The organism is Streptomyces sp. NPDC001502 (assembly GCF_042894785.1).
GTDB lineage: Bacteria > Actinomycetota > Actinomycetes > Streptomycetales > Streptomycetaceae > Streptomyces > Streptomyces kutzneri.
Window position 1 is genome coordinate 156,992 of record NZ_JBIAVW010000009.1, and the last position, 20,095, is coordinate 177,086.

Genomic DNA, 20,095 nt, shown 5'->3' on the forward strand with positions numbered 1-20,095 from the left:
CGGCCCACCGATATGGTCCATATCCATGACGGAATCATGGGCCACTTTCGGCGCCGACCTGCACCTGGACCTCACCGCCGGACGCGGCCTGCGGGCCGGGCTCACCGAGGCCCTGCGCGAGGCCGCGCGCAGCGGGCGGCTGGCGGCCGGGACCCGGCTGCCGTCGTCGCGCACCCTCGCCGCCGACCTGGGCATCGCCCGGAACACGGTCGCCGAGGCGTACGCCGAGCTCGTCGCCGAGGGCTGGCTGACGGCCCGCCAGGGCTCCGGCACCCGCGTCGCCGAACGGGCCCGTCCGCGCCGGCCCGCGGCCGCCGCCCCCGTACGGCGCCCCGCGCGCAAGGGGCCCGCGTACAGCCTGATCCCCGGCTCCCCGGACCTGGGCGGCTTCCCGCGCGCGGCCTGGCTGTCGGCGGCCCGGCGGGCGCTGACCGACGCGCCGAACGAGGCCTTCGGGTACGCGGCCGACCCGCGCGGCCGGATCGAGCTGCGGCAGGCGCTGGCCGGATACCTGGCGCGGGCGCGCGGGGTGTACGCGGACCCCGAACGGATCGTGCTGTGCGCGGGCTTCCTGCACGGGCTGGCGCTGCTGGCGGGCGTACTGCGGGCGCGGCGGGTGCGGGAGGTGGCGGTGGAGGGCTACGGCCTGGACTTCCACCGGGACCTGCTGGTGCGGGCGGGTCTGCGGACGCGCCCGCTGGGCGTGGACGGGGAGGGAGCCCGGACGGGGGAGCTGACCGCGGCGGCGGGAGCGGTGCTGCTGACCCCGGCGCACCAGTTCCCGACGGGCGTCGCCCTGACCCCGGCCCGGCGGGCCGCCGCGGTCGACTGGGCCCGGACCACGGGCGGGCTGATCCTGGAGGACGACTACGACGGGGAGTTCCGCTACGACCGTCAGCCGGTCGGCGCGCTGCAGGGCCTGGACCCGGACCGGGTGGTGTACCTCGGGACGGCCAGCAAGTCACTGGCCCCCGGGCTGCGGATGGGCTGGATGGTGGTCCCGCCGGGGCTGCTGGAGGAGGTCCTGGCGGCCAAGGGGCCCACCGAATGGGCGTCCAGCGCGCTGGACCAGCTGACGCTGGCGGAGTTCCTCACCTCCGGGGCGTACGACCGGCACGTGCGCGGGATGCGGCTGCGGTACCGGCGGCGCCGGGACGAACTGGTGGCGGCGGTGGGGGACCGGGTGGGCGTGTCGGGGATCGCGGCGGGGCTGCACGCGGTGCTGGACCTCCCGGAGGGGCTGGAGCGGTCGGTGCTGCAGTCGGCGGCGTGGCAGGACCTGGCCTTGCACGGACTGGAGCGCTTCCGCCATCCGCAGGCCCCGGCGCTGGGCCGCGACGCGGTGGTCGTGGGCTACGGGACGCCGTCGGACAGCGCGTGGTCCCCGACGTTGGCCGCCCTCGCCGCCGCCCTTCCCTGACGGGCCGCCCCCCCGATCACGCGCCTCAATCGCCGGCGGGGCTGAAATACCGGGGCTCCGCCCCGCACCTCGCTCCTCAAACGCCGGAGGGGCTGGATTGTGCCGGCGTTTGAGGAGCGGGGTCTGGGGCGGAAGCCCCGGCGGCGGCGCGGCCCTGGTCACCCGGCCGGGGACGGCTTCGGTGGGGCCGGTTCGCCGAAGCGGGCCAGGGCCAGGGAGCCGGCCACCGCCACCGCGAAGCCGGTCACCGCCAGCCAGGCCAGGCCCTCGCGGGTGCTGTCGCCGAGCCAGGCCACGCCCACCACCGCCGGGCCGATCGTCTCGCCGAGGACCATGCCCGCCGTCGCCACCGTCACCGAGCCGCGTGCCAGGGCCGAGGTGAGGAGCAGGAAGGCCGCGCCGCCGCCCAGCAGGAGGGCGTACAGGGCCGGGTTGCGCAGGTCCCAGGGGGAGTCGATGAGCCGGACCGAGACTTCTACCACCCCGAAGCCCGTCCCCGCCGCGAGGCCGAGGACCAGCGCCCGCGGTCCGTCCGGGAGCCGGCCCGCGACCACGCCGACCAGCAGCACCAGCCCGGCCACCACCAGCAGCCCCACTTCGAGCGCCGTCGACCCGGTCCCCGTGCCCTCCTCCCCGGCGGAGAGCCCGAGCATCAGCAGCCCCGCGCACACCACCGCCACCGCGCCCCACTCGGTCCGGGACAGCCGCACCCGCAGCAGCCGCGCCGCGACCACCGCCGTCACCGCCAGGCTGGCCGCCAGCGCCGCCCCCACCGCGTAGATCGGGACGTGCAGCAGGGCGATGATCTGGAGCACGAAGCCGGCTCCGTCGAGGCCCAGACCCGCCAGGTAGCGCCACTGCCGCACGGCCCGCAGGAACAGTGCCGTGTCCACTCCGGACCCGGTACCGGGCTCCGCCGCACGCGCCGCGACCGCCTGCAGAACCGAGGCCGTACCGAAGCAGACCGCCGCACCGAGCGCGCAAATCATCCCAATCAGCACGAACTGACTCTAGGTCACGGATCTCACGGCGGCCGGATTCCATCGGCCGGTGGCCCCGCTCTACTCTGTCGGCAGCACGCGAGGCCCCAGGGGGAGCACCAGACATGGACAGCAGCAGCACCAATCAGCGCCGCATGCGCTCCGGCGCCGTCGCCCTCGGAGGCATGGGCCTGCTCGCGGCCACGCTCGTGGCCTGCGGCAGCAGCGACGAACCGGACAAGCGTTGCGCCTCCCGTTCGACGCTCAACCAGCTGAACAACAAGGAGTGCAAGACCGGCGGCACCGGCGCCTACTACTACGGCGGCTACGTCAGCTCCGGCAAGGTCGCCGGCGGCAGCTTCGACAAGTCCGCCGTCACCCGCGGCGGCATCGGCGGCCACTCCAGCTCCGGCTCCAGCGGCGGCTGACCGAGACCATGCAGCGGCACACCATCGAGCCCCGTCCCGACTGGCAGAAGACCGTCGAGGAGCAGGGTCTGATCTATCCCCTGACCCGCTACCCCGACGACTCCCTGCGCCCCTACTGGGACGAGAGCGCGTACTACTCCTTCTCGCTCCCCGAGGTCGAGGCCCTGGAGAACGTCGTCGAGGAGCTGCACGCCATGTGCCTGGCCGCGGCCGCGCACATCGTCGAGCACGACCGCTTCGCCGACCTCGGCATCACCGACCCGAAACTGGCCGCGCTGATCGCCGAGTCCTGGCGGCGCCGCGCCGAACAGCCCTCCCTCTACGGCCGTTTCGACCTGCGCTACGACGGCGGCGGCAGCCCGGCCAAGATGCTGGAGTACAACGCGGACACCCCCACCTCCCTCGTGGAGGCGGCCAGCCCCCAGTGGTTCTGGATGGAGGAACGCTTCCCCGGCGCCGACCAGTGGAACTCCCTCCACGAGCGCCTCGTCGACGCCTGGCGGCGCCAGGCCGAGCTGCTCCCGCCCGGCCCGCTGCACTTCGCGCACTCCGAGACCGACGAGCTCGGCGAGGACCTGATGACGGTCGCCTACCTCCAGGAGACCGCCGAACAGGCCGGCCTGGACACGCACGCCCTCTCCGTCGAGCAGATCGGCTGGGACAGCCTGTCCGGCCGGTTCGTCGACGAGAAGCTCCGCTTCATCCGCTCCTGCTTCAAGCTCTACCCGTGGGAGTGGCTGGCCACGGACGAGTTCGGCCCGCAGGTCCTCGGCACGTACGACCACGGCGGCGGCTCCGGCTCCACCTGCTGGATCGAGCCGCTGTGGAAGATGCTGCTGTCCAACAAGGCGCTGCTCGCGATCCTGTGGGAGCTCTTCCCGGAGCACCCCAACCTGCTGCCCGCCTACCTCGACGGCCCGCGCGAGCTCGCCGAGCCCGGGTCCGCCGGCTACGTGGCCAAGCCCCTCCTCGGCCGTGAGGGCGCGGGGGTCACCCTGCACGAGGCGGGCGACGTCGGCGAGCCCTTCGTACCGGAGGAGGGGGAGCGGTACTGCTTCCAGGGCCTGGCCCCGCTGCCCGACTTCGACGGCAACCGGGTGGTGCTCGGCGCATGGGTCGTCGAGGACGAGGCGGCGGGGCTCGGCATCCGCGAATCGGCGGGGCCGGTCACGGACGAGTACGCCCGCTTCCTGCCCCACGTCATCCTCTGACCGAACCGGGGAAGCCCTACACGCCGAGCACCGACCGGAGCTGGTCCAGGCCCCAGTCCAGGTCCTCCTTGCTGATCACCAGCGGCGGGGCGATCCGGATCGTCGACCCGTGGGTGTCCTTCACCAGCACCCCGAGCTCCATCAGCTTCTCGGAGATCTCCCGGCCGGTGCCCCGCGACGGGTCGATGTCGACGCCCGCCCACAGCCCGCGGCCGCGTACGGCGGTCACCGCGCCCCCGCCGACCAGCAGGTTCAGCTCCCGGTGCAGGTGCTCGCCCAGTTCGGTGGCGCGGCCCTGGAACTCGCCGGTCCGCAGCATCGCGATGACCTCCAGCGCGACCGCGCACGCGAGCGGGTTCCCGCCGAAGGTGGACCCGTGCTGCCCGGGCCGGAACACCCCGAGCACGTCCCGGTCGGCGACCACGGCCGACACCGGCACCACGCCGCCGCCGAGCGCCTTGCCGAGGATGTACACGTCCGGGACGACCCCCTCGTGCTCGCACGCGAAGGTCCGGCCGGTCCGGCCCAGCCCCGACTGGATCTCGTCCGCCATGAAGAGGACGTTCCGCTCGCGGGTCAGCTCCCGTACGCCGCTCAGGTACCCGGCGGGCGGCACCAGCACCCCCGCCTCGCCCTGGATCGGCTCCAGCAGCACGGCCACGGTGTTCTCGGTGACGGCGTGGGCCAGCGCGGTGAGGTCCCCGTACGGAACGATCTCGAAGCCCGGCGTGTACGGGCCGAAGTGGTCGCGGGCGTCGTGGTCCGTGGAGAAGGAGACGATGGTCGTGGTGCGCCCGTGGAAGTTGTCGGCGGCGACCACGATCTTGGCGTGCCCGTCCGGGACGCCCTTGACCTCGTAGCCCCACTTGCGGGCGGTCTTCACCGCCGTCTCCACGGCTTCCGCCCCCGTGTTCATGGGGAGCACCATCTCCTTGCCGCACAGCGCGGCGAGCTCGGTACAGAAGTCGGCGAAGCGGTCGTGGTGGAAGGCGCGCGAGGTGAGCGTGACCCGTTCCAGCTGGGCGCGGGCGGCGTCGATCAGACGGCGGTTGCCGTGCCCGAAGTTGAGGGCCGAGTACCCGGCGAGCATGTCGAGGTATCTGCGGCCCTCGACATCGGTCATCCACGCGCCTTCCGCGGACGCGACGACCAGGGGCAGCGGATGGTAGTTGTGCGCGCTGTGCGCGTCTGCGGAGCGGATGGCATCAGCAGTTGTCGACACGGGGTCTCCGATCGTCCGTCCGGCGGGGTGAAGCGCCGGGTGAAGCGGTGACGAGGGTGGCGTCACCTTCTTATCGTCGCTCGTATCCCGGACGCAGAAACCTCTCTCCCGGCGCGCCCGCTAAGGTGTCCGGTACGCACGGCGACTGGCGTACGGAGAACCAACTCCGGGGGAGTCGTGCGCGCTCGACCGCATACAGGGCCGCTCGCCTGGGCCTCGCGGGGTACCGATCACATCGACCCCGGAGGAGCCCGCCATGTCCGCGAGCCGCCATTCCGCCCTTTTCGCCACCGACCCCGAGCTGGCGTCCTTCGTCGCGGCGGAGGAAGAGCTGCAGGCACAGACCCTGCGCCTGATCCCCAGTGAGAACTACGTGTCCGCGGCCGTCCTCGAAGCCTCCGGCACCGTGCTGCAGAACAAGTACAGCGAGGGCTACCCCGGCCGCCGCTACTACGAGGGCCAGCAGAACATCGACCGCGTGGAGGCGCTGGCGATCGAGCGGGCCAAGGGCCTGTTCGGCGTGGACCACGCCAATGTCCAGCCGTACTCCGGCTCGCCGGCCAACCTGGCCGTGTACCTGGCCTTCGCGAAGCCGGGCGACACCGTGATGGGCATGGCCCTGCCGATGGGCGGGCACCTGACGCACGGCTGGGGCGTCTCGGCGACCGGCTCCTGGTTCCGGGGCGTGCAGTACGGCGTCCGCGCCGACACCGGGCTCATCGACTACGACGCGGTGCGCGAGCTGGCCCTCGCCGAGCGGCCCAAGGTGATCTTCTGCGGCGGCACCGCCCTGCCGAGGACCATCGACTTCGCCGCCTTCGCGGAGATCGCGCGCGAGGCGGGCTCGGTCCTGGTCGCCGACGTCGCCCACATCGCGGGCCTGATCGCGGGCGGCGCGCACCCGTCCCCGGCGGACCACGTCGACGTCATCTCCACCACCACGCACAAGACCCTGCGCGGTCCGCGGGGCGCGATGCTGATGTGCCGGGAGGAGCACGCGAAGGCCATCGACAAGGCGGTCTTCCCGGGCCTGCAGGGCGGCCCGCACAACCAGACGACGGCCGGTATCGCGGTGGCGCTGCACGAGGCCGCGCAGCCGTCCTTCGTCTCGTACGCCCACGCGGTCGTCGCCAATGCCAAGGCGCTGGCCGCGGCGCTGCTGCAGAAGGGCTTCGACCTGGTCTCGGGCGGTACGGACAACCACCTGATCCTGATCGACCTGACGGGCAAGGACGTGCCGGGCAAGATCGCGGCCAAGGCCCTGGACCGGGCGGGCATCGTCGTGAACTACAACACGGTGCCGTTCGACCCGCGCAAGCCGTTCGATCCCTCGGGGGTGCGGATCGGTACGCCGTCGCTGACCTCGCGGGGCCTGTCCACAGAGCACATGCCGCTGGTGGCCGACTGGATCTCGCGCGCGGTCGACGCCGCCGCGAAGGGGGACGAGCAGGCGCTCGCCGTGATCCGCGCGGAGGTCACGGACCTGATGGCGGCCTTCCCGGCCCCGGGCCTGCCCCTGTCCTGACCTGCGGCACCGCTGCTGGGGCTCCCGTCCCGGACCCCGCGCCTCAAACGCCGGCGGGGCTGGAAAAGATCGCCTCAAACGCCGGCGGGGCTGGATTTTCCGGCCCCGCCCGGCGTTTTGAGGGCGTCCCTCGGCCGGAGACGCCGGGTCTGGGGCGGAGCCCCACGCAGCGGTGTTGGCCCGGCCCGTCCCGGAACGGAAACCGGTCGCTCGGCCGGGGCCGGATCCGGCCGCACCGCTACCGCCCGGTACCCCCGCACCGCACCGGGAGCGGCGCTGCGACCCGGAATGATCCGGCCAGCGGCGGGCACGGGCCCGCCCCCGCACCTGAGAGAATGAAGCCATGGCTTCTGATCGTCCTCGCGCGCTCTCCGGCATCCAGCCCACCTCCGGTTCGTTCCACCTCGGGAACTACCTCGGAGCCATCCGCCAGTACGTCGCCCTGCAGGAGACGCACGACGCCTTCTACATGGTGGTCGACCTGCACGCGATCACCATGCCGCAGGATCCGAAGGATCTGCGCGCGAACACCCGCCTCTCCGCCGCCCAGCTGCTGGCCGCCGGCCTGGACCCCGAGCGCTGCACGCTCTTCGTCCAGAGCCACGTGCCCGAGCACGCGCAGCTCGGCTGGGTCATGAACTGCATCACCGGCTTCGGCGAGGCCAGCCGGATGACCCAGTTCAAGGACAAGTCCGCCAAGGGCGGCGTCAACAGCGCCAGCGTCGGCCTGTTCACGTACCCGATCCTGCAGGTCGCCGACATCCTGCTGTACCAGGCGAACGCCGTCCCCGTCGGCGAGGACCAGCGCCAGCACATCGAGCTGACCCGCGACCTGGCGGAGCGCTTCAACCAGCGCTACGGCCGGACCTTCACCCTCCCCGCCGCGCACATCGTCAAGGAGGTCGCGAAGATCTACGACCTCCAGGACCCGGCGATCAAGATGTCGAAGTCCGCGTCGTCCCCCAAGGGCCTGATCAACCTCCTCGACGAGCCCAAGGTCACCGAGAAGAAGATCAAGAGCGCGGTCACCGACACCGAGGCCGAGATCCGCTTCGACTCCGAGAAGAAGCCCGGCGTCAGCAACCTGCTCACGATCTACTCCACCCTCACGGGCGAGACGATCACCGAGCTGGAGGCCAGGTACGAGGGCAAGGGCTACGGCGCGCTGAAGACCGACCTGGCCGGCGTGATGGTCGATTTCGTCACACCGTTCAAGAAGCGGACCCAGGAGTACCTGGACGACCCCGAGACGCTGGATTCCCTCCTGGCCAAGGGCGCGGAGAAGGCCCGCGCGGTCGCCGCCGAGACCCTCGCGCAGGCCTACGACCGCCTCGGTCTGCTGCCCGCCAAGCACTGACGAACGCAACTACGGACAGAGAGCCCTGGCACGAATGGGGGTGCTGCCGCCACACTGGGGCGGCAGCAGTCCACAGCGACAAGCGGAGGAGAGATTCGTGGGGACCGTAACGCTCGGCGTTTCGATCGCGGTCCCGGAGCCGTACGGCAGCCAGCTCCAGGAGCTGCGCGCGGGCTTCGGGGACGCTGCCGCGCACGGTATCCCCACGCACGTCACCCTCGTCCCGCCCACCGAGGTGGAGGCGGACCGGCTCCCCGCGATCAGGGCCCACCTGGTCGAGGTCGCGGCCGCCTTCCGGGCCTTCCGGATGCGACTGGCCGGCACGGGAACCTTCCGCCCCCTCTCGCCGGTCGTCTTCGTCAAGATCGCCGAAGGGGCGGCGGGCTGCACCCGCCTCCAGAGCGAGGTCCGCGACCCCCGGGGGCCGCTCGACCGGGACCTGGCGTTCCCGTACCACCCGCACGTCACCGTCGCCCACGGGATCTCCGAGGAGGCGATGGACCTGGCGTTCACGACCCTCGCCGAGTACGCCGCCGAGTGGGTCTGCGACGGCTTCGCGCTCTACGAGCAGGGCTCGGACGGGGTCTGGCGCAAACTGCGCGAGTACCCGTTCGGGAGCGGACCGAACTGTGTCCCGGCACAGGCGGGCTCACCCGCCGACCAGGCCACCGAGGCGGCGGGCACGGCCGGGGCCGCCGGGGCGACCATAGCGCCGTCCTGACGGGGCGGGCGCGGGGCCAGGGGCAGGCGCAGGGTCAGGGGGAGCCGGGCGATGAGCCGGGCACGGAATCTCAGCCTTCGCAGGACCAGGGTGTGGAACGGGCGACCCGTAGGGCGCGTTTCGGGAAAAGTCACAATCGACGACCGTAGCCGCCAGAAGCGACAATCCCGGCTATTTCCGGCGGCTGAATTACGGTGACCCCATGGACTGGCTGACGAAACTCCCGGTGATCGGGCCGCTGGCGGCCCGTCTGATGCGGACGCACGCGTGGCGTTCGTACCAACGCCTGGACCGCGTGCACTGGACCCGCCTCGCCGCCGCCATCACCTTCATCAGCTTCCTCGCGCTCTTCCCGCTGATCACCGTGGCCGCCGCGGTCGGCGCGGCGCTGCTCAGCCCGGAGCAGCTGGACCGGCTGGAGAAGAACCTCTCCGAACAGGTCCCGGGCATCTCCGACCAGCTCAACATCCAGGGACTCGTCGACAACGCCGGGACGGTCGGTCTCGTCGCCGGCGCCCTCCTGCTGCTGACCGGCATCGGCTGGGTCGGCTCCATGCGGGACTGCCTGCGCGCGGTCTGGGAGAAGGACGACGAGGACGACGGGAACCCGTTCGCCCGCAAGGGCAAGGACGCGCTCGTCCTCCTCGGCCTCGGCGGCGTGGGCCTGGCCTCCGCCGCCGCCTCCATCCTCGGATCCAGCGCGGTCGGGAAGTCCGCCGACTGGCTGGGCATCCCGCGCGAGGGCGCGGGCGGCGCGCTGCTGCGCACCTTCGCCTTCCTCGTCGGCGTCGTGGCCGCCTTCCTGCTGCTGCTCTACGTCCTGACCCTGCTCCCGGGCGTCGAACCGCCGCGCGGCCGCCTGATCCAGGCGGCCCTGATCGGCGCGGCAGGCTTCGAACTGCTGAAGCTGCTGCTCAGCGGCTATATGCGGGAGGTCGCCGCGAAGAGCATGTACGGGGCCTTCGGCGTTCCGATCGCTCTGCTGCTCTGGATCAACTTCATGGCGAAGCTGCTGCTGTTCGTCTCGTCCTGGACGGCCACGCGCGACGGCGCGGACGGCGACGGCGCGGAAGACCCTCCCGCTGCCGAGGCGACGCAGAAGGCGTAGAAACGCAGAAACGCGCCGGTGGCGCACCGGTGTGGGGCCCGGTGCGCCACCGGAGTACTGCCGGCGGGACGTCCTACCAGGTGCCGTTGCCGCAGCCGTACACCCACCGGTGCGAGGCGGCGTTGTCGTGGACCGCCTTCCACTGACCGCTGGCGTCGCCGTTGCGGGTCCAGTTGAACGACTGCGCGTTGCCCCGCAGGTTCCATTCGGTGCCGTAGCCGATGCAGGCGTAGGCGCCGGTGTTGTTCTCGTTGTAGTAGATGTTGACGTGGTCGCGGCCGCCGGCGCTGCCGCTGTTGCGGACCCAGTCGACCTTGTTCTTGACCTGGTACGGCCAGTCGTTGGAGTTGCCGGCGTTCTGGTAGAGGTAGTTGTAATCGTCCGAGTAGGCACAGAAGTTCGTGTAACCGCAGCCGCCGTCGGCCTGCGCCGCGGCCGGAACGGCCACCACCGCCGCACCGGCGATCGCGAGCCCCGCGAGGAGCGTCCTGAGCTTGTTCATTTGGGGTCCCTCCCAATGAGTGCCGTACATGGTTCACCGCCGGTCGGCGGTACGCGATGTCAGCTCCCGGCGTGCCGGGCGACCACATCGCGAGCTGTGGGCAGGGCCGCCACCTGCATCCGCCGCATGGCGTCGAAGGCGGCCCCGTTCTCGGCGCGGATCATGTCCGAATGGCGCCGGTGCAGGTCCTGCGCGGTAGCGGCGAGGCCCGTCGAGCGGGCGCACTCGGCCTGGGCGGTGGCCATCGGCACGTCCTGCGCCTCGGCGGCCGGCCCGGTCCGCGCCAGTTGTTCGTCGCGCTGCCGGACCGGGTGCACGGCCGGGAAACCGCGCCGGCCGACGCACTCGCTCCACCCGGCCAGCGCCGCCCGGAAGGCGGGGTCCTGGTCGACCCGGCCGGTGCGCACCGCGCCGAGCTGCTTCACGGTCTCGCTGGAGCCGTACCAGAGGCGCACGTCCCCGTAGAGCTGTCGCCACGACGCGGTGATGCAGCCCCGGTCGCTGTGGCTCAGCGTGCCGCCGCCAGGGTTCTCGACCGCCAGCCCCTTCGAGTCGGGTCCCATGAGGGCCACCCCCAGAGCCTCCAGCCGCTCCGCGGAGAGCCCGCCCTGGTACCGGCCGCGCGGGCCCCCCGCCGCCTCCTCGTCCAGCTGCTGCTCGATCCGGCGCCCGAACCCGTGGCGGCGGGCCCAGTCCACGTCGTCCACGCCGTACGGGAAGTCCCGCCAGTCCGGGTGCGGCACGCGCGGGACCGGCCAGTACGAGAATCCCTGCGCCCGCATGCAGTCCTGTACGAGCAGCTCTCCCGCCGTGTGGAGCAGGTCCAGCTCGGCGCTCTCCAGGGCGCGCGCCGGGGTCCGCTGCCCGGCGCCGTCCGCCGGGAGAGCGGTCCACGCCGCCACGGCGAGCAGCGCACCGCAGGCCACCACGACGACGGCCGACCATCTCCTCCGCATGGGAGGACCCCCTTCCCGCCGGCGTCATGCCGACGGGAGCGAGCAAACCCTGCCGAAGTCCTGTGGTGAACCTGTGAGTTGATAGGTGGCGCCGGCCCGGTGGCCGGGTTAGGCCATCTCTTCGGAGACGGCCTGACGCCGCTGCGGCCGTCTCAGATCAGGTCCTCGCCCCGGCTCCGGCGTCCCCGGGGCCAGCGGCGGTTGACCGCGAAGGCACCGCCCGCCAGGACGGCCAGCACGCCGCCCGCGACGGCCAGCGCGGTGCCCGCACCGCCGCCCGAGTCCTTGCCGGCCGCCGACGGGTCGTTCTCGTGCGACTGGGCCGGAGAGCCGTGCGAGGAGGTGTCCGCGCTCTTCGGCGGCACCAGCTCACCCACCGGCTTGACCTTCCCGGCCGCCGCGAAACCCCAGTCGAGGAGCGCGGCGGTCTGCTCGTACACCTGGTTCGCCCCGCCCCCGTCCGGGTTCATCACCGTGACCAGCAGCTTCCTGTCACCCTGTTGGGCGGCGCCGGTGAAGGTGGCCCCGGCCATCGAGGTGTTGCCGTTCTTCACCCCCGCCATCCCCTTGTACGGGGTGATCCCGGCCGCGCCCGTCAACAGCCGGTTGGTGTTCGAGATCTCGAAGTACTCGCGCGGCTTCCCGGGCTCCTGCAGCCCCGGGAACTTCGCGGTCACCGTGCCGCAGTACTCCCTGAAGTCCTGCTTCTGCAGTCCGGAGCGGGCGAACAGCGTGAGGTCGTACGCGCTCGACACCTGCCCCGGGGCGTCGTACCCGTCCGGGGACACCACATGGGTGTCCAGTGCCTGGAGCTCCTCGGCGTGCGCCTGCATGTCCTTGACGGTCTTGTCGATGCCGCCGTTCATGGCCGAGAGCACGTGCACGGCGTCGTTGCCGGACTTGAGGAACACGCCGAGCCACAGGTCGTGGACCGAGTATTCGAGGTGCTCCTTGACCCCGACCATGCTGCTGCCCGGGCCCACGCCCTCCATGTCCTTGTCGGTGACCTGGTGGATCTGGTCCTTGGGCAGGCTCGGCAGCACGGTGTCCGCGAAGAGCATCTTCATGGTCGAGGCCGGGGGCAGCTGCCAGTGCGCGTTGTGCGCGGCCAGCACCTCGCCGGACTCGGCGTCCGCCACGATCCACGACCGCCCGGTCAGGTTCGCGGGCAGCGCCGGCGCGCCCGGCAGCAGGTTCACCTGGGTCCCCGGCTGGCCGAGCAGGGATCCGCCGACCGTGGACATCGAGACCGGCGGTGCGGGGGCCGGGGCCTGGGCCGGCTGGCCCTTCGCGTCGGCCGGCGGGGTCGGCGCGGCGTGCGCGGGGGCCACCAGCACGATGGGGACCAGCAACGCGGCGGAAAGGACCGTCAGCGCGGTCGTCTTGGCAGACACGCAGGTGAAAGTACATCCCGATGAGCTGGAGGGCGCAGCGGACCGGCCAATTCGAGGCAACCAACCCCGGGACAGCCCACCCCGGCGCGTCCGTCCTGGGGACGAATCCGATACTGAAGGCATGAGACTCAGCCGTACCGCCTCCTGGTTCCTGCTCGCCTTCGGAGTGTGGAGCTGGTTCATCTGGGTGTCTTTCGTCCGGAACCTGTGGAAGAACGGCAGTGGTCTTGCCTTCGATGCGGCCGGCGATCCCACTTCCTACTTCTGGGTGCACCTGACGCTCGCGGTGACGTCCTTTCTCCTGGGGACGGCCGTCGGTCTGATCGGGTTGCGCAGCGTTCTCGCCCTGCGGCGTGAATCACGTACGGAGCGTGCGGACGGTGCGGACCGCACGGACCGTGCCGACCGTCCGGACGGGGGAACCTCGGCATGACGATCCTGGTCTTCGCCCTCGTCGCGCTGGCGGTCTGCGCCCTGCTGGTCCTGGTCCACCGCTGGCTCTGGATCCGCCTCGTCCGCGACACCACCGCCCCCGGCGGCCGGACCCGGCGCATCGGCACGGCCTTGGCCATCACCCTGCCCCTCCTCTCTGTGGCCGCGCTCACCACGGGCCGCGCGGGCGCCCCCTTCTGGCTCCAGCAGACGGTGGCCTGGCCCGGGTACCTCTGGCTCGCGGTACTCCTGTACCTGACCCTGACGATGCTGGTCGCGGAGCCGATCCGCGCGCTGTTGCTCCGCCGTCTGGCCCACCGTGATTCCGCCGGATCGGTGGCGGAACGGCCCGAGCCCGTGGAGGTGCCCGCCGCGGCGGCACCCGCGGCCGCCCCGGCCACCGCGGAGCGGCCCGCCGTGGGAGACGGGCTGAGCCGCCGCCGGTTCGTCGCCCGTACGGTCGGCGGGACGGCCGCCGCCGTGGCCCTCGGCACGGTCGGGGCCGGGACCCACGGGGTCCTGCGCGGGCCGAGCGTGAAGCGGGTGCGGGTCCCCCTCGCGAAGCTGCCGCGCGCGGCACACGGTTTCCGGATCGCCGTCGTCAGCGACGTCCACCTCGGCCCGGTGCTCGGCCGCGCCCACACCCAGCGCATCGTCGACACCGTCAACCGCACCCAGCCCGACCTCATCGCCATCGTCGGCGACCTCGTCGACGGCAGCGTCCCCGACCTCGGGTCCGCCGCGGAGCCCCTGCGCCGGCTCGCCGCCCGCCACGGCACGTACTTCGTCACCGGAAACCACGAGTACTTCTCGGGCGCCCAGCAGTGGATCGACCACGTCCGTGAGCTGGGGCTCAACCCGCTGGAGAACGCCCGCCGCGAGCTGCCGTACTTCGATCTCGCCGGGGTCAACGACATCCAGGGGGAGCAGGAGGGCAAGGGCCCCGACTTCGGCGCGGCCCTCGGTGACCGGGACCGCGCGCGGGCCGCCGTACTCCTCGCGCACCAGCCCGTCGTCATCCACGACGCCGTCCGTCACGGCGTCGACCTCCAGCTCTCCGGCCACACCCACGGCGGCCAGCTCTGGCCCGGCAACTACCTCGCGGAGCTCGCCAACCCCACCGTGGCCGGTCTGGAGCGCTACGGCGACACCCAGCTCTACGTGTCCCGCGGGGCCGGAGCGTGGGGGCCGCCGGTCCGGGTGGGGGCGCCGTCCGACATCACCGTCGTCGAACTCGCCTCATTTCAGGCCTGATCCGCCTCAAACCTCGAAGCGCCCTCGTCAACTCGCCTTCCGGTGGCTGATATTCCGTGATGGGATGACCGTTAATCGGACAGCGCGTCGCTGTCATCGGGTCATGGGGTGGGGTTCAGGGGATGCGGTCTGTCCGCTCGAAGGTAATCGCGGCCGGGCTGGTCCTCGGCGTGGTCGGCGTGGGTGCCTGGCAGTTGCTGCCCGAGGACGGAAGCGGCCGCGGTGCCGTCCGGGTCGGCACGAGTGACGTCGTCTCCTCCCTCGACCCGGCCGGGGCGTACGACGCAGGTTCCTGGGCCCTGTTCAGCAACATCTACCAGTCGCTGCTGACCATCAAGCCCGGCTCCGACGCCCCCGTGCCGGACGCCGCCGCCTCCTGCGGTTTCGTGGGCCAGAAGCTCACCACCTACCGGTGCGAGCTCCGCTCCGACGTGAAGTTCGCGGGCGGCCGCACCATCACCGCCGAGGACGTCAAGCACTCCTTCGACCGCATCAAGGCGATCAACTCCGACCAGGGGCCGGCTCCCCTCTTCAACACCCTGGAGTCGGTCAAGGCCGAGGGGCGCACGGTCACCTTCAACCTCTCCGCCGGCGACTCCACCTTCCCCTTCAAGATCGCGACGGGCGCTGCCTCGATCGTCGACAAGGACACGTACCCGGCGAAGGCCCTGCGCGAGGACGGCAAGGCGGACGGCTCCGGCCCGTACACGCTGGGCGGCTACAAGGCCGGTACGAGTGTCGAGCTCAAGCCCAACAGCTCGTACAAGGGCCAGGGCAAGCCGGCCCACACGCCTGTCACCGTCAAGTACTTCAAGGACTCCGAGCAGCTCGACCAGGCCTGGAAGGGCCACCAGATCGACGTCGCCCACCGGGACATGCCGCCCGCCGTGCTCGCCGGCCTCAACCCGGGCATGAAGGACACCCGCTACCAGGCCTCCGGCGGCAGCGAGACCCGCTCCGTCGTCTTCAACGTCCGCCCCGGCTCCACCGCCGCCCCGCTCGCCGTCCGCCAGGCCGTCGCAGCCGTCCTCGACCGCGCCAAGGTGGCCGCCGAGGTCCACAAGGGGACCGTCACCCCGCTGTACTCCCTGGTCCCGGCGGGCATCGCCGGCCACAGCACGCCGTTCTTCGACGCCTACCCGGCCCCGAACCCGGCCACCGCCAAGAAGCTCTTCAAGGACGCCGGCATCACCTCTGCCGTCCACCTCAATCTCGGCGTGAACGTACGCGGCGCGAACATGCCCGAGGCCGAGGAGATCAAGCGCCAACTGGAGTCCACCAGCCTCTTCCAGGTGACGATCAAGCCGGTCGAGAAGTGGAGCGACTTCCAGAAGGGGTACGCGGCGGGCGAGTTCGACGCCTACACCATCGGCTGGATCGCGGACTTCCCGGACGCGGACAACTTCCTCGCCCCGCTCGTCGGCACCGACTCGTCCATGAACAACGGCTTCTCCGACAAGCACGTCGACGAGCTGATCGCCCGTACCCAGTCCCACGTGGAGCGGAGCGAGGCGGCCGGCGAGTTCCGCGACCTCCAGAAGCTGGTCGCCCAGCAGGCCCCGATGGTGCCGATCTGGCAGAAGAAGGACTACGTGATGTCCCGCGAGGACGTCACCGGAGCCCAGTACCTGTCCGACGGCACCGGCGTCTGGCGCCTGTGGGAACTCGACTGGCTGTAGCCGTCGCGTTCCCGGCGGCTACGCGGGGTCCGTCTGCGGGTCCGGGTCCGAGGCCCTGCGCCGGGCCCCGGCCGTGGCCGTCTGGGCCATGCCCGGCAGGAAGTCCGCGAACAGCTCGTGCACTTCGCGCACCAGCGGCCGCAACACCCGGAAGCGGGCCAGCACGATGCCCCGCGTCGTCAGCTGCGCGCCGCGCTCGGCGAGCCGCCGCGTCTTCTCGCTGTTCGGCGAGCGGTCGAAGACCCAGTACAGGACCAGGCCCATCTGCGAGAGCCACATCAGCTCCGGCAGTACGTCCTCCAGTTCGGCCGGGACCTTCGTCTTCGCGCCCGCCAGCACCTCGCGGTGGATGTCGATCGCGGCCTTGCGCGCCGGTTCGGATTCCGGCGAGAACGGGCTGAGCGGACTCTCCGGGTCTGCCGCGTTCTTGAAGAACTGCGAGGCGAACTCGTGGTACGGGGCGGCGATGTCCATCCAGCTCGTCAGCACGCCCGCGAGCCGCTTCTGCAGATCGGTCTCGCTGTCCAGGATGGGCCGGACCGCCGCCTGGTGGGCGGCGCCGATCCGGTCGTAGAACCCCTGGACCAGGTGTTCCTTCGACTCGAAGTAGTAGTAGGCGTTGCCGACCGAGACGCCGGCCTCCTTCGCGATACCCCGCATCGTCGTCTTGTCGAAGCCGCGCTCCTGGAAGAGGCGGAGCGCGGTTTCGAGGATGAGCGTGCGGGTCTGCTCGCTCTTGGGAGCCTTCTGATCAGTCACGGTGTATGAGCCTATCGGGGGACGGGGCACTGGTCGTCACAGGCCGGTCCCTCGGCGCCCTCGGGGTGACCCTCGGTACGCACGGCCTGCCGCCAGGCGGAGGCCGTGTGCATGGCCGCCCGGGCGAAGGGCCGGCCGGCCGGGGTGGCCAGCCAGTTCGCCTTCGGCCGGTGCTCGACCAGCGCCCACAGGCACACGATGAAGGCATCGGTGCCGGTCCACACCTGCCCCGAGTCCCCGATGACGGTGATCTCCCGCAGCGTCGAGGCGTGATCGAGCCGGGGGAACCGCCGCTGCGCCTCGAAGGACGCGGCGGGAACCAGGGCGAGCGGGACGAGCCACCGCTGCGCGAGCAGCCAGTGCCGGATGTGCACGCAGAGCGGGCAGTCGGCGTCGTAGAGGACGGTCAGCTTCCGCACGGGCGCGGCGGCGGTCGTCACGGCTCAGGCCCCGACCGGTGCGGTCCACGCCTGCGGGGGGACCGGCGGAGTCTGCTGGCGCTCCATGATCCCGCGGCGGCGCATCTTGTTCAGCACCCACACGTTGCCGAGGTGCATGACACCGAGGACCAGCAGGACGACGCCGAGCTTGACCGAGAGCGCCTCGAAGAGGGCGCGGGGGGTCTGGATCTCCTCGCTCGACCGGAGGTAGAGGGTCACGAAGCCGATGTTCACGAGGTAGAAGCCGACCACGAGGAGCTGGTTGACGGCGTCCGCGAGCTTCTCGTTGCCGTGCAGGACGTCGCCGATGAAGACGCGGCCGTTGCGGCTGAGCGTGCGGGCCACCCAGATGGTGAGGGCGATGCTGATGAGCAGGTAGATGACGTACGTGACTACGGTGAGGTCCATGATCCCCAGCCCCTTTGAACGTGTTCAAGCTGCTGACAGGGATGACTGTAGGCCTCTTTTTGAACAAGTTCAAGCGAATCGTCGATGGCTGCGGGCTCAGGCGCGCGGCAGGAACCCCGGCATCAGACGGGTGGTCTCCGCGGGGCGCTCCAGCGAGGGGAAGTGGCCCGCCCAGGGCAGTTCGAGGCGGTCGGCGCCCGGGATCAGGGCGGGCGGCTCGTGGCTCTCGGTGACGGTCAGGCCGTTCTCGAAGTTCCGCAGCTGCATGGCCCGTACGAGGGCGTGCGCGTCGGCGTCGGCGTCCGGGGCGAGCCAGGTGCGGGTGTTGCACTCGTGGCCTGAGACGTCCTGCCGGGCCGGTGGGCGCGTCCGATCGCTGCGCGCTCCTCACGTCTCGGCGTCCGACGACCGTCCGGGGCCGGTGCCTCCCCGTCGGCCGGGCAGGCAATGCGGGCGGCTAGGCCGAGGCAACGACCTCGCCGGCTGTGACCTGCGGCGGGTTGGGCAGGAACCGGGCCAGGTGGTCGCGTACGAAGTGCGCTGCCCGCTCGATGGATTCGTCTGCGCCCGCACGGTCCCGGAAGACGCTGGTGGACACCATCACCCCGCCACCGGCATCAACCCAGTAGTACGCCACGAATCCGGGGACCTGGCGCATGATCGGCACGAACCCCTCGTCCACGAGGCGCCCGGCCTCGGCCGGGTCCGTCACGCCTTCGTACCGCCGCACTGCTGCGTACATGGTCGATCTCCTGAATGGGTCTCGGCATCGGTCGGTGCGGAGAGGGCGTACCCGGTGCGGACGGTGGTCGGCTCGTGCGGCGCCCGGCAATCACCGGAAGGGGGTGGGACGAGCGCCCGTTAGGGTGCGGCTATGGACGCCGCCGTACTCAATCGCAGGGCCAACATGCACGACGAGTGCGTGCCGCCGGACCTCGTCGACCGCCTCCTCGCCCTTGGACACGCCGAACTCGTGCGCGGGCAGGCCGTGGCGGAGGACGGCGACTGGTTCTGCGCCCGCGCCTGGGCACGCCTCCTGGCCGGCCGCGGCGAATTGGACGAGGCCCTTGAGGTCCTGGCCCCGTACGTCGCCACCGGCTGGTGGACGGCAGCCGCAGAGGCCGCGCGGCTGCTGGAGGCCGGAGGCCGGGGCGAGGACGCCGTCGCCCTCGTCCGCCCCTTCGCGTCGGAGGGGGAGCGGTCGGCCCTGCACGACCTGGCTCTGCTGCTGGCCCGCCACGGGCAGCGGGAGGAGGCGTACGAGCTGCTCCTGCCGCACGTCACCGACTGGTTGCTCGCCGAGGCCCTGGTCGAGGTGGGCGTCGGGCTGGGACGTGGCGACGAGGTCGCCGAGCTGCTGGAGGCCCGCAGAGCCCCTGACATGCCGTGCGCCCATTGCGGCAGTCCGGAGTGCGGCAGACCGTACCTGGAGCCGTTCAACGCGGTGAACCTCCTGGCGCTCGTGCGCGAGAAGCAGGGCCGTACGGACGAAGCGATCGCGGTGCTGCACTCGCCCGGCTCCACGGTCGTCAACAACCGCGACCCGCTGGCCGAACTGTTGGTCCGGCACGACCGGATCGACGAGCTGCGCTCTTACGTGGCCGGTACGGGCACGCAGGAGGCCGTCCGACAGCTCGCGGAGCTGCTGGAGGAGCGCGGCGACGTGGCGGGCGCGGTCGACGTCTACCGGAAGCATGCGGAGGAGGACAGCCTGAACACGGCGGTACTCCTCGCGGAGCTCCTGGCCCGGCACGGGCGGGGCGCCGAGGCCATCGAGGTCGTACGCGCCCAGGACAGCGCCGAGGACTGGGTCGTCGACGTGCTGTGCAAGCTGTTCGCCGCCGAGGGCCGTGCCGAGGAGGGCCTCGCCCACCTGGACGCGCTCAAGGCCCGGCGGGGCGGGGAGGAGTGGGAACTGTTCCGGCTGCGCGGGCCGCTCATGGCCGCCTGCGGCCGACTCGACGAGGCGGTGGCGGAGGCCCGCGCACACCCCGAGGGCGGCAGCTGGTACACGATGGAGAGCCTGGCCTGCCTGCTGATCGACGCCGGGCACCCGGAGGAGGCCATCGCCCTGCTGGACACGGACCGCCTGGACCACCGGCGGCCCCTCGGTCCGCTCCTGGTGGAGCTGGGCCGCGTCGAGGAGGCGGTGACACTCCTTCGCACCCCCCGCCCCCGCACCCCACCACCCCAGCCGACGGCCTACAGCGACACTCCGCCCTTCTAGGGCCTGTCTTTCGGATCATGCCGGGCCCGCGACGCCTGGCACCGCACCTCGCTGCGTTCTCGTCGGTCGTCG

21 protein-coding genes and 1 riboswitch are annotated in these 20,095 nt (G+C 71.8%); of the genes, 11 read left to right on the plus strand and 10 right to left on the minus strand.

The genetic code is table 11. The features are described from left to right. Nucleotides 1-25 precede the first annotated feature (25 nt). Entirely contained in the window at nucleotides 26-1,420 is a 1,395-nt protein-coding gene (locus ACFY0D_RS17930) for a PLP-dependent aminotransferase family protein (protein WP_390799185.1), read from the plus strand. A gap of 158 nt (nucleotides 1,421-1,578) precedes the next feature. Here the strand turns inward: ACFY0D_RS17930 and ACFY0D_RS17935 are convergent, their stop codons facing one another. Beyond that, nucleotides 1,579-2,409, minus strand: a complete 831-nt coding sequence (locus ACFY0D_RS17935; RefSeq protein WP_390799339.1) for a hypothetical protein — start codon at nucleotides 2,407-2,409, stop codon at nucleotides 1,579-1,581. Nucleotides 2,410-2,525: 116 nt separating this feature from the next. On the opposite strand from ACFY0D_RS17935, the gene ACFY0D_RS17940 reads away from it, so the two are divergent. Both ACFY0D_RS17940 and ACFY0D_RS17945 read left to right on the plus strand, forming a co-directional pair. Next, the gene (locus tag ACFY0D_RS17940; protein WP_301367082.1) at nucleotides 2,526-2,828 is read left to right on the plus strand and encodes a hypothetical protein; all 303 of its coding nucleotides are present in this window, start codon (nucleotides 2,526-2,528) and stop codon (nucleotides 2,826-2,828) included. 8 nt (nucleotides 2,829-2,836) lie between these two features. Continuing rightward, nucleotides 2,837-4,039: a glutathionylspermidine synthase family protein gene (locus ACFY0D_RS17945; protein WP_390799186.1), complete on the plus strand. Its 1,203-nt coding sequence runs from the start codon at nucleotides 2,837-2,839 to the stop codon at nucleotides 4,037-4,039. Between the two features lie 16 nt (nucleotides 4,040-4,055). Here the strand turns inward: ACFY0D_RS17945 and rocD are convergent, their stop codons facing one another. Further along, complete coding sequence (gene rocD, locus ACFY0D_RS17950; RefSeq protein WP_373042693.1) at nucleotides 4,056-5,261, minus strand: ornithine--oxo-acid transaminase; 1,206 nt, start codon at nucleotides 5,259-5,261, stop codon at nucleotides 4,056-4,058. Between the two features lie 131 nt (nucleotides 5,262-5,392). After that, a riboswitch (ZMP/ZTP riboswitch) is annotated at nucleotides 5,393-5,483 on the plus strand. 34 nt (nucleotides 5,484-5,517) lie between these two features. On the opposite strand from rocD, the gene glyA reads away from it, so the two are divergent. From glyA to ACFY0D_RS17970, 4 genes are all read left to right on the plus strand, one after another. Next, nucleotides 5,518-6,786 (plus strand): serine hydroxymethyltransferase, encoded by a 1,269-nt coding sequence (gene glyA / locus ACFY0D_RS17955; protein ID WP_390799187.1) that lies wholly within the window; start codon nucleotides 5,518-5,520, stop codon nucleotides 6,784-6,786. A gap of 343 nt (nucleotides 6,787-7,129) precedes the next feature. Further along, nucleotides 7,130-8,143: a tryptophan--tRNA ligase gene (trpS, locus tag ACFY0D_RS17960; RefSeq protein WP_301367079.1), complete on the plus strand. Its 1,014-nt coding sequence runs from the start codon at nucleotides 7,130-7,132 to the stop codon at nucleotides 8,141-8,143. A gap of 97 nt (nucleotides 8,144-8,240) precedes the next feature. After that, nucleotides 8,241-8,864 carry a 2'-5' RNA ligase family protein gene (locus ACFY0D_RS17965; protein ID WP_390799188.1) on the plus strand — a complete coding sequence of 208 codons (624 nt, stop codon included), beginning with the start codon at nucleotides 8,241-8,243 and terminating at the stop codon, nucleotides 8,862-8,864. 202 nt (nucleotides 8,865-9,066) lie between these two features. After that, the gene (locus ACFY0D_RS17970; protein ID WP_390799189.1) at nucleotides 9,067-9,972 is read left to right on the plus strand and encodes a YihY/virulence factor BrkB family protein; all 906 of its coding nucleotides are present in this window, start codon (nucleotides 9,067-9,069) and stop codon (nucleotides 9,970-9,972) included. A gap of 73 nt (nucleotides 9,973-10,045) precedes the next feature. Here the strand turns inward: ACFY0D_RS17970 and ACFY0D_RS17975 are convergent, their stop codons facing one another. The 3 genes from ACFY0D_RS17975 to ACFY0D_RS17985 all read right to left on the minus strand — a co-directional run bounded on the left by ACFY0D_RS17975 (nucleotide 10,046) and on the right by ACFY0D_RS17985 (nucleotide 13,007). Further along, entirely contained in the window at nucleotides 10,046-10,474 is a 429-nt protein-coding gene (locus tag ACFY0D_RS17975; protein ID WP_390799190.1) for a hypothetical protein, read from the minus strand. Between the two features lie 59 nt (nucleotides 10,475-10,533). Further along, the gene (locus ACFY0D_RS17980; protein ID WP_390799191.1) at nucleotides 10,534-11,430 is read right to left on the minus strand and encodes a hypothetical protein; all 897 of its coding nucleotides are present in this window, start codon (nucleotides 11,428-11,430) and stop codon (nucleotides 10,534-10,536) included. A gap of 152 nt (nucleotides 11,431-11,582) precedes the next feature. Beyond that, nucleotides 11,583-13,007, minus strand: coding sequence for a D-alanyl-D-alanine carboxypeptidase (locus ACFY0D_RS17985; RefSeq protein ID WP_390799192.1), 1,425 nt, complete (start codon nucleotides 13,005-13,007; stop codon nucleotides 11,583-11,585). Between ACFY0D_RS17985 and ACFY0D_RS17990 the strand changes: the two genes are divergently transcribed. From ACFY0D_RS17990 to ACFY0D_RS18000, 3 genes are all read left to right on the plus strand, one after another. After that, nucleotides 12,946-13,257: an SCO4848 family membrane protein gene (locus ACFY0D_RS17990; RefSeq protein WP_390799193.1), complete on the plus strand. Its 312-nt coding sequence runs from the start codon at nucleotides 12,946-12,948 to the stop codon at nucleotides 13,255-13,257. The two genes, ACFY0D_RS17985 and ACFY0D_RS17990, sit on opposite strands and share 62 nt — an antisense overlap. After that, nucleotides 13,254-14,510, plus strand: coding sequence for a metallophosphoesterase (locus tag ACFY0D_RS17995; RefSeq protein WP_390799194.1), 1,257 nt, complete (start codon nucleotides 13,254-13,256; stop codon nucleotides 14,508-14,510). Before ACFY0D_RS17990 ends, ACFY0D_RS17995 begins: the two co-directional genes overlap by 4 nt. A 122-nt stretch (nucleotides 14,511-14,632) precedes the next feature. Continuing rightward, nucleotides 14,633-16,189 carry an ABC transporter substrate-binding protein gene (locus tag ACFY0D_RS18000; protein WP_390799195.1) on the plus strand — a complete coding sequence of 519 codons (1,557 nt, stop codon included), beginning with the start codon at nucleotides 14,633-14,635 and terminating at the stop codon, nucleotides 16,187-16,189. A gap of 18 nt (nucleotides 16,190-16,207) precedes the next feature. Here the strand turns inward: ACFY0D_RS18000 and ACFY0D_RS18005 are convergent, their stop codons facing one another. The 5 genes from ACFY0D_RS18005 to ACFY0D_RS18025 form a co-directional block, all read right to left on the minus strand. Continuing rightward, nucleotides 16,208-16,948 carry a TetR/AcrR family transcriptional regulator gene (locus ACFY0D_RS18005; protein ID WP_390799196.1) on the minus strand — a complete coding sequence of 247 codons (741 nt, stop codon included), beginning with the start codon at nucleotides 16,946-16,948 and terminating at the stop codon, nucleotides 16,208-16,210. Nucleotides 16,949-16,959: 11 nt separating this feature from the next. Continuing rightward, nucleotides 16,960-17,388, minus strand: coding sequence for a thiol-disulfide oxidoreductase DCC family protein (locus tag ACFY0D_RS18010; protein WP_390799197.1), 429 nt, complete (start codon nucleotides 17,386-17,388; stop codon nucleotides 16,960-16,962). 3 nt (nucleotides 17,389-17,391) lie between these two features. Beyond that, the gene (locus ACFY0D_RS18015; RefSeq protein WP_301367068.1) at nucleotides 17,392-17,796 is read right to left on the minus strand and encodes a hypothetical protein; all 405 of its coding nucleotides are present in this window, start codon (nucleotides 17,794-17,796) and stop codon (nucleotides 17,392-17,394) included. Between the two features lie 96 nt (nucleotides 17,797-17,892). Beyond that, a complete protein-coding gene (locus ACFY0D_RS18020; protein WP_390799198.1) occupies nucleotides 17,893-18,063 on the minus strand; it encodes a hypothetical protein in 171 nt (56 codons plus the stop codon). 190 nt (nucleotides 18,064-18,253) lie between these two features. Further along, nucleotides 18,254-18,538 carry a hypothetical protein gene (locus tag ACFY0D_RS18025; RefSeq protein ID WP_390799199.1) on the minus strand — a complete coding sequence of 95 codons (285 nt, stop codon included), beginning with the start codon at nucleotides 18,536-18,538 and terminating at the stop codon, nucleotides 18,254-18,256. A 132-nt stretch (nucleotides 18,539-18,670) separates the two neighbouring features. Here ACFY0D_RS18025 and ACFY0D_RS18030 point away from each other — a divergent pair, with 132 nt between their 5' ends. Beyond that, on the plus strand, nucleotides 18,671-20,023 hold the full coding sequence (locus ACFY0D_RS18030; RefSeq protein ID WP_390799200.1) for a tetratricopeptide repeat protein: 1,353 nt from the start codon (nucleotides 18,671-18,673) through the stop codon (nucleotides 20,021-20,023). The last annotated feature ends 72 nt before the right edge of the window (nucleotides 20,024-20,095 follow it).

Coding starts and splice junctions, on each gene's coding strand:
- ACFY0D_RS18030 (WP_390799200.1), top strand. CDS start 18,671: ATGGACGCCGCCGTACTCAATCGCAGGGCCAACATGCACGACGAGTGC.
- glyA (WP_390799187.1), top strand. CDS start 5,518: ATGTCCGCGAGCCGCCATTCCGCCCTTTTCGCCACCGACCCCGAGCTG.
- ACFY0D_RS17985 (WP_390799192.1), bottom strand. CDS start 13,007: ATGAACCAGCTCCACACTCCGAAGGCGAGCAGGAACCAGGAGGCGGTA.
- ACFY0D_RS17980 (WP_390799191.1), bottom strand. CDS start 11,430: ATGCGGAGGAGATGGTCGGCCGTCGTCGTGGTGGCCTGCGGTGCGCTG.
- ACFY0D_RS17995 (WP_390799194.1), top strand. CDS start 13,254: ATGACGATCCTGGTCTTCGCCCTCGTCGCGCTGGCGGTCTGCGCCCTG.
- ACFY0D_RS18020 (WP_390799198.1), bottom strand. CDS start 18,063: ATGCAGCTGCGGAACTTCGAGAACGGCCTGACCGTCACCGAGAGCCAC.
- ACFY0D_RS17990 (WP_390799193.1), top strand. CDS start 12,946: ATGAGACTCAGCCGTACCGCCTCCTGGTTCCTGCTCGCCTTCGGAGTG.
- ACFY0D_RS17970 (WP_390799189.1), top strand. CDS start 9,067: ATGGACTGGCTGACGAAACTCCCGGTGATCGGGCCGCTGGCGGCCCGT.
- ACFY0D_RS18015 (WP_301367068.1), bottom strand. CDS start 17,796: ATGGACCTCACCGTAGTCACGTACGTCATCTACCTGCTCATCAGCATC.
- ACFY0D_RS17940 (WP_301367082.1), top strand. CDS start 2,526: ATGGACAGCAGCAGCACCAATCAGCGCCGCATGCGCTCCGGCGCCGTC.
- ACFY0D_RS17945 (WP_390799186.1), top strand. CDS start 2,837: ATGCAGCGGCACACCATCGAGCCCCGTCCCGACTGGCAGAAGACCGTC.
- ACFY0D_RS17935 (WP_390799339.1), bottom strand. CDS start 2,409: ATGATTTGCGCGCTCGGTGCGGCGGTCTGCTTCGGTACGGCCTCGGTT.
- ACFY0D_RS18025 (WP_390799199.1), bottom strand. CDS start 18,538: ATGTACGCAGCAGTGCGGCGGTACGAAGGCGTGACGGACCCGGCCGAG.
- ACFY0D_RS17975 (WP_390799190.1), bottom strand. CDS start 10,474: ATGAACAAGCTCAGGACGCTCCTCGCGGGGCTCGCGATCGCCGGTGCG.
- trpS (WP_301367079.1), top strand. CDS start 7,130: ATGGCTTCTGATCGTCCTCGCGCGCTCTCCGGCATCCAGCCCACCTCC.
- ACFY0D_RS18000 (WP_390799195.1), top strand. CDS start 14,633: ATGCGGTCTGTCCGCTCGAAGGTAATCGCGGCCGGGCTGGTCCTCGGC.
- ACFY0D_RS17930 (WP_390799185.1), top strand. CDS start 26: ATGACGGAATCATGGGCCACTTTCGGCGCCGACCTGCACCTGGACCTC.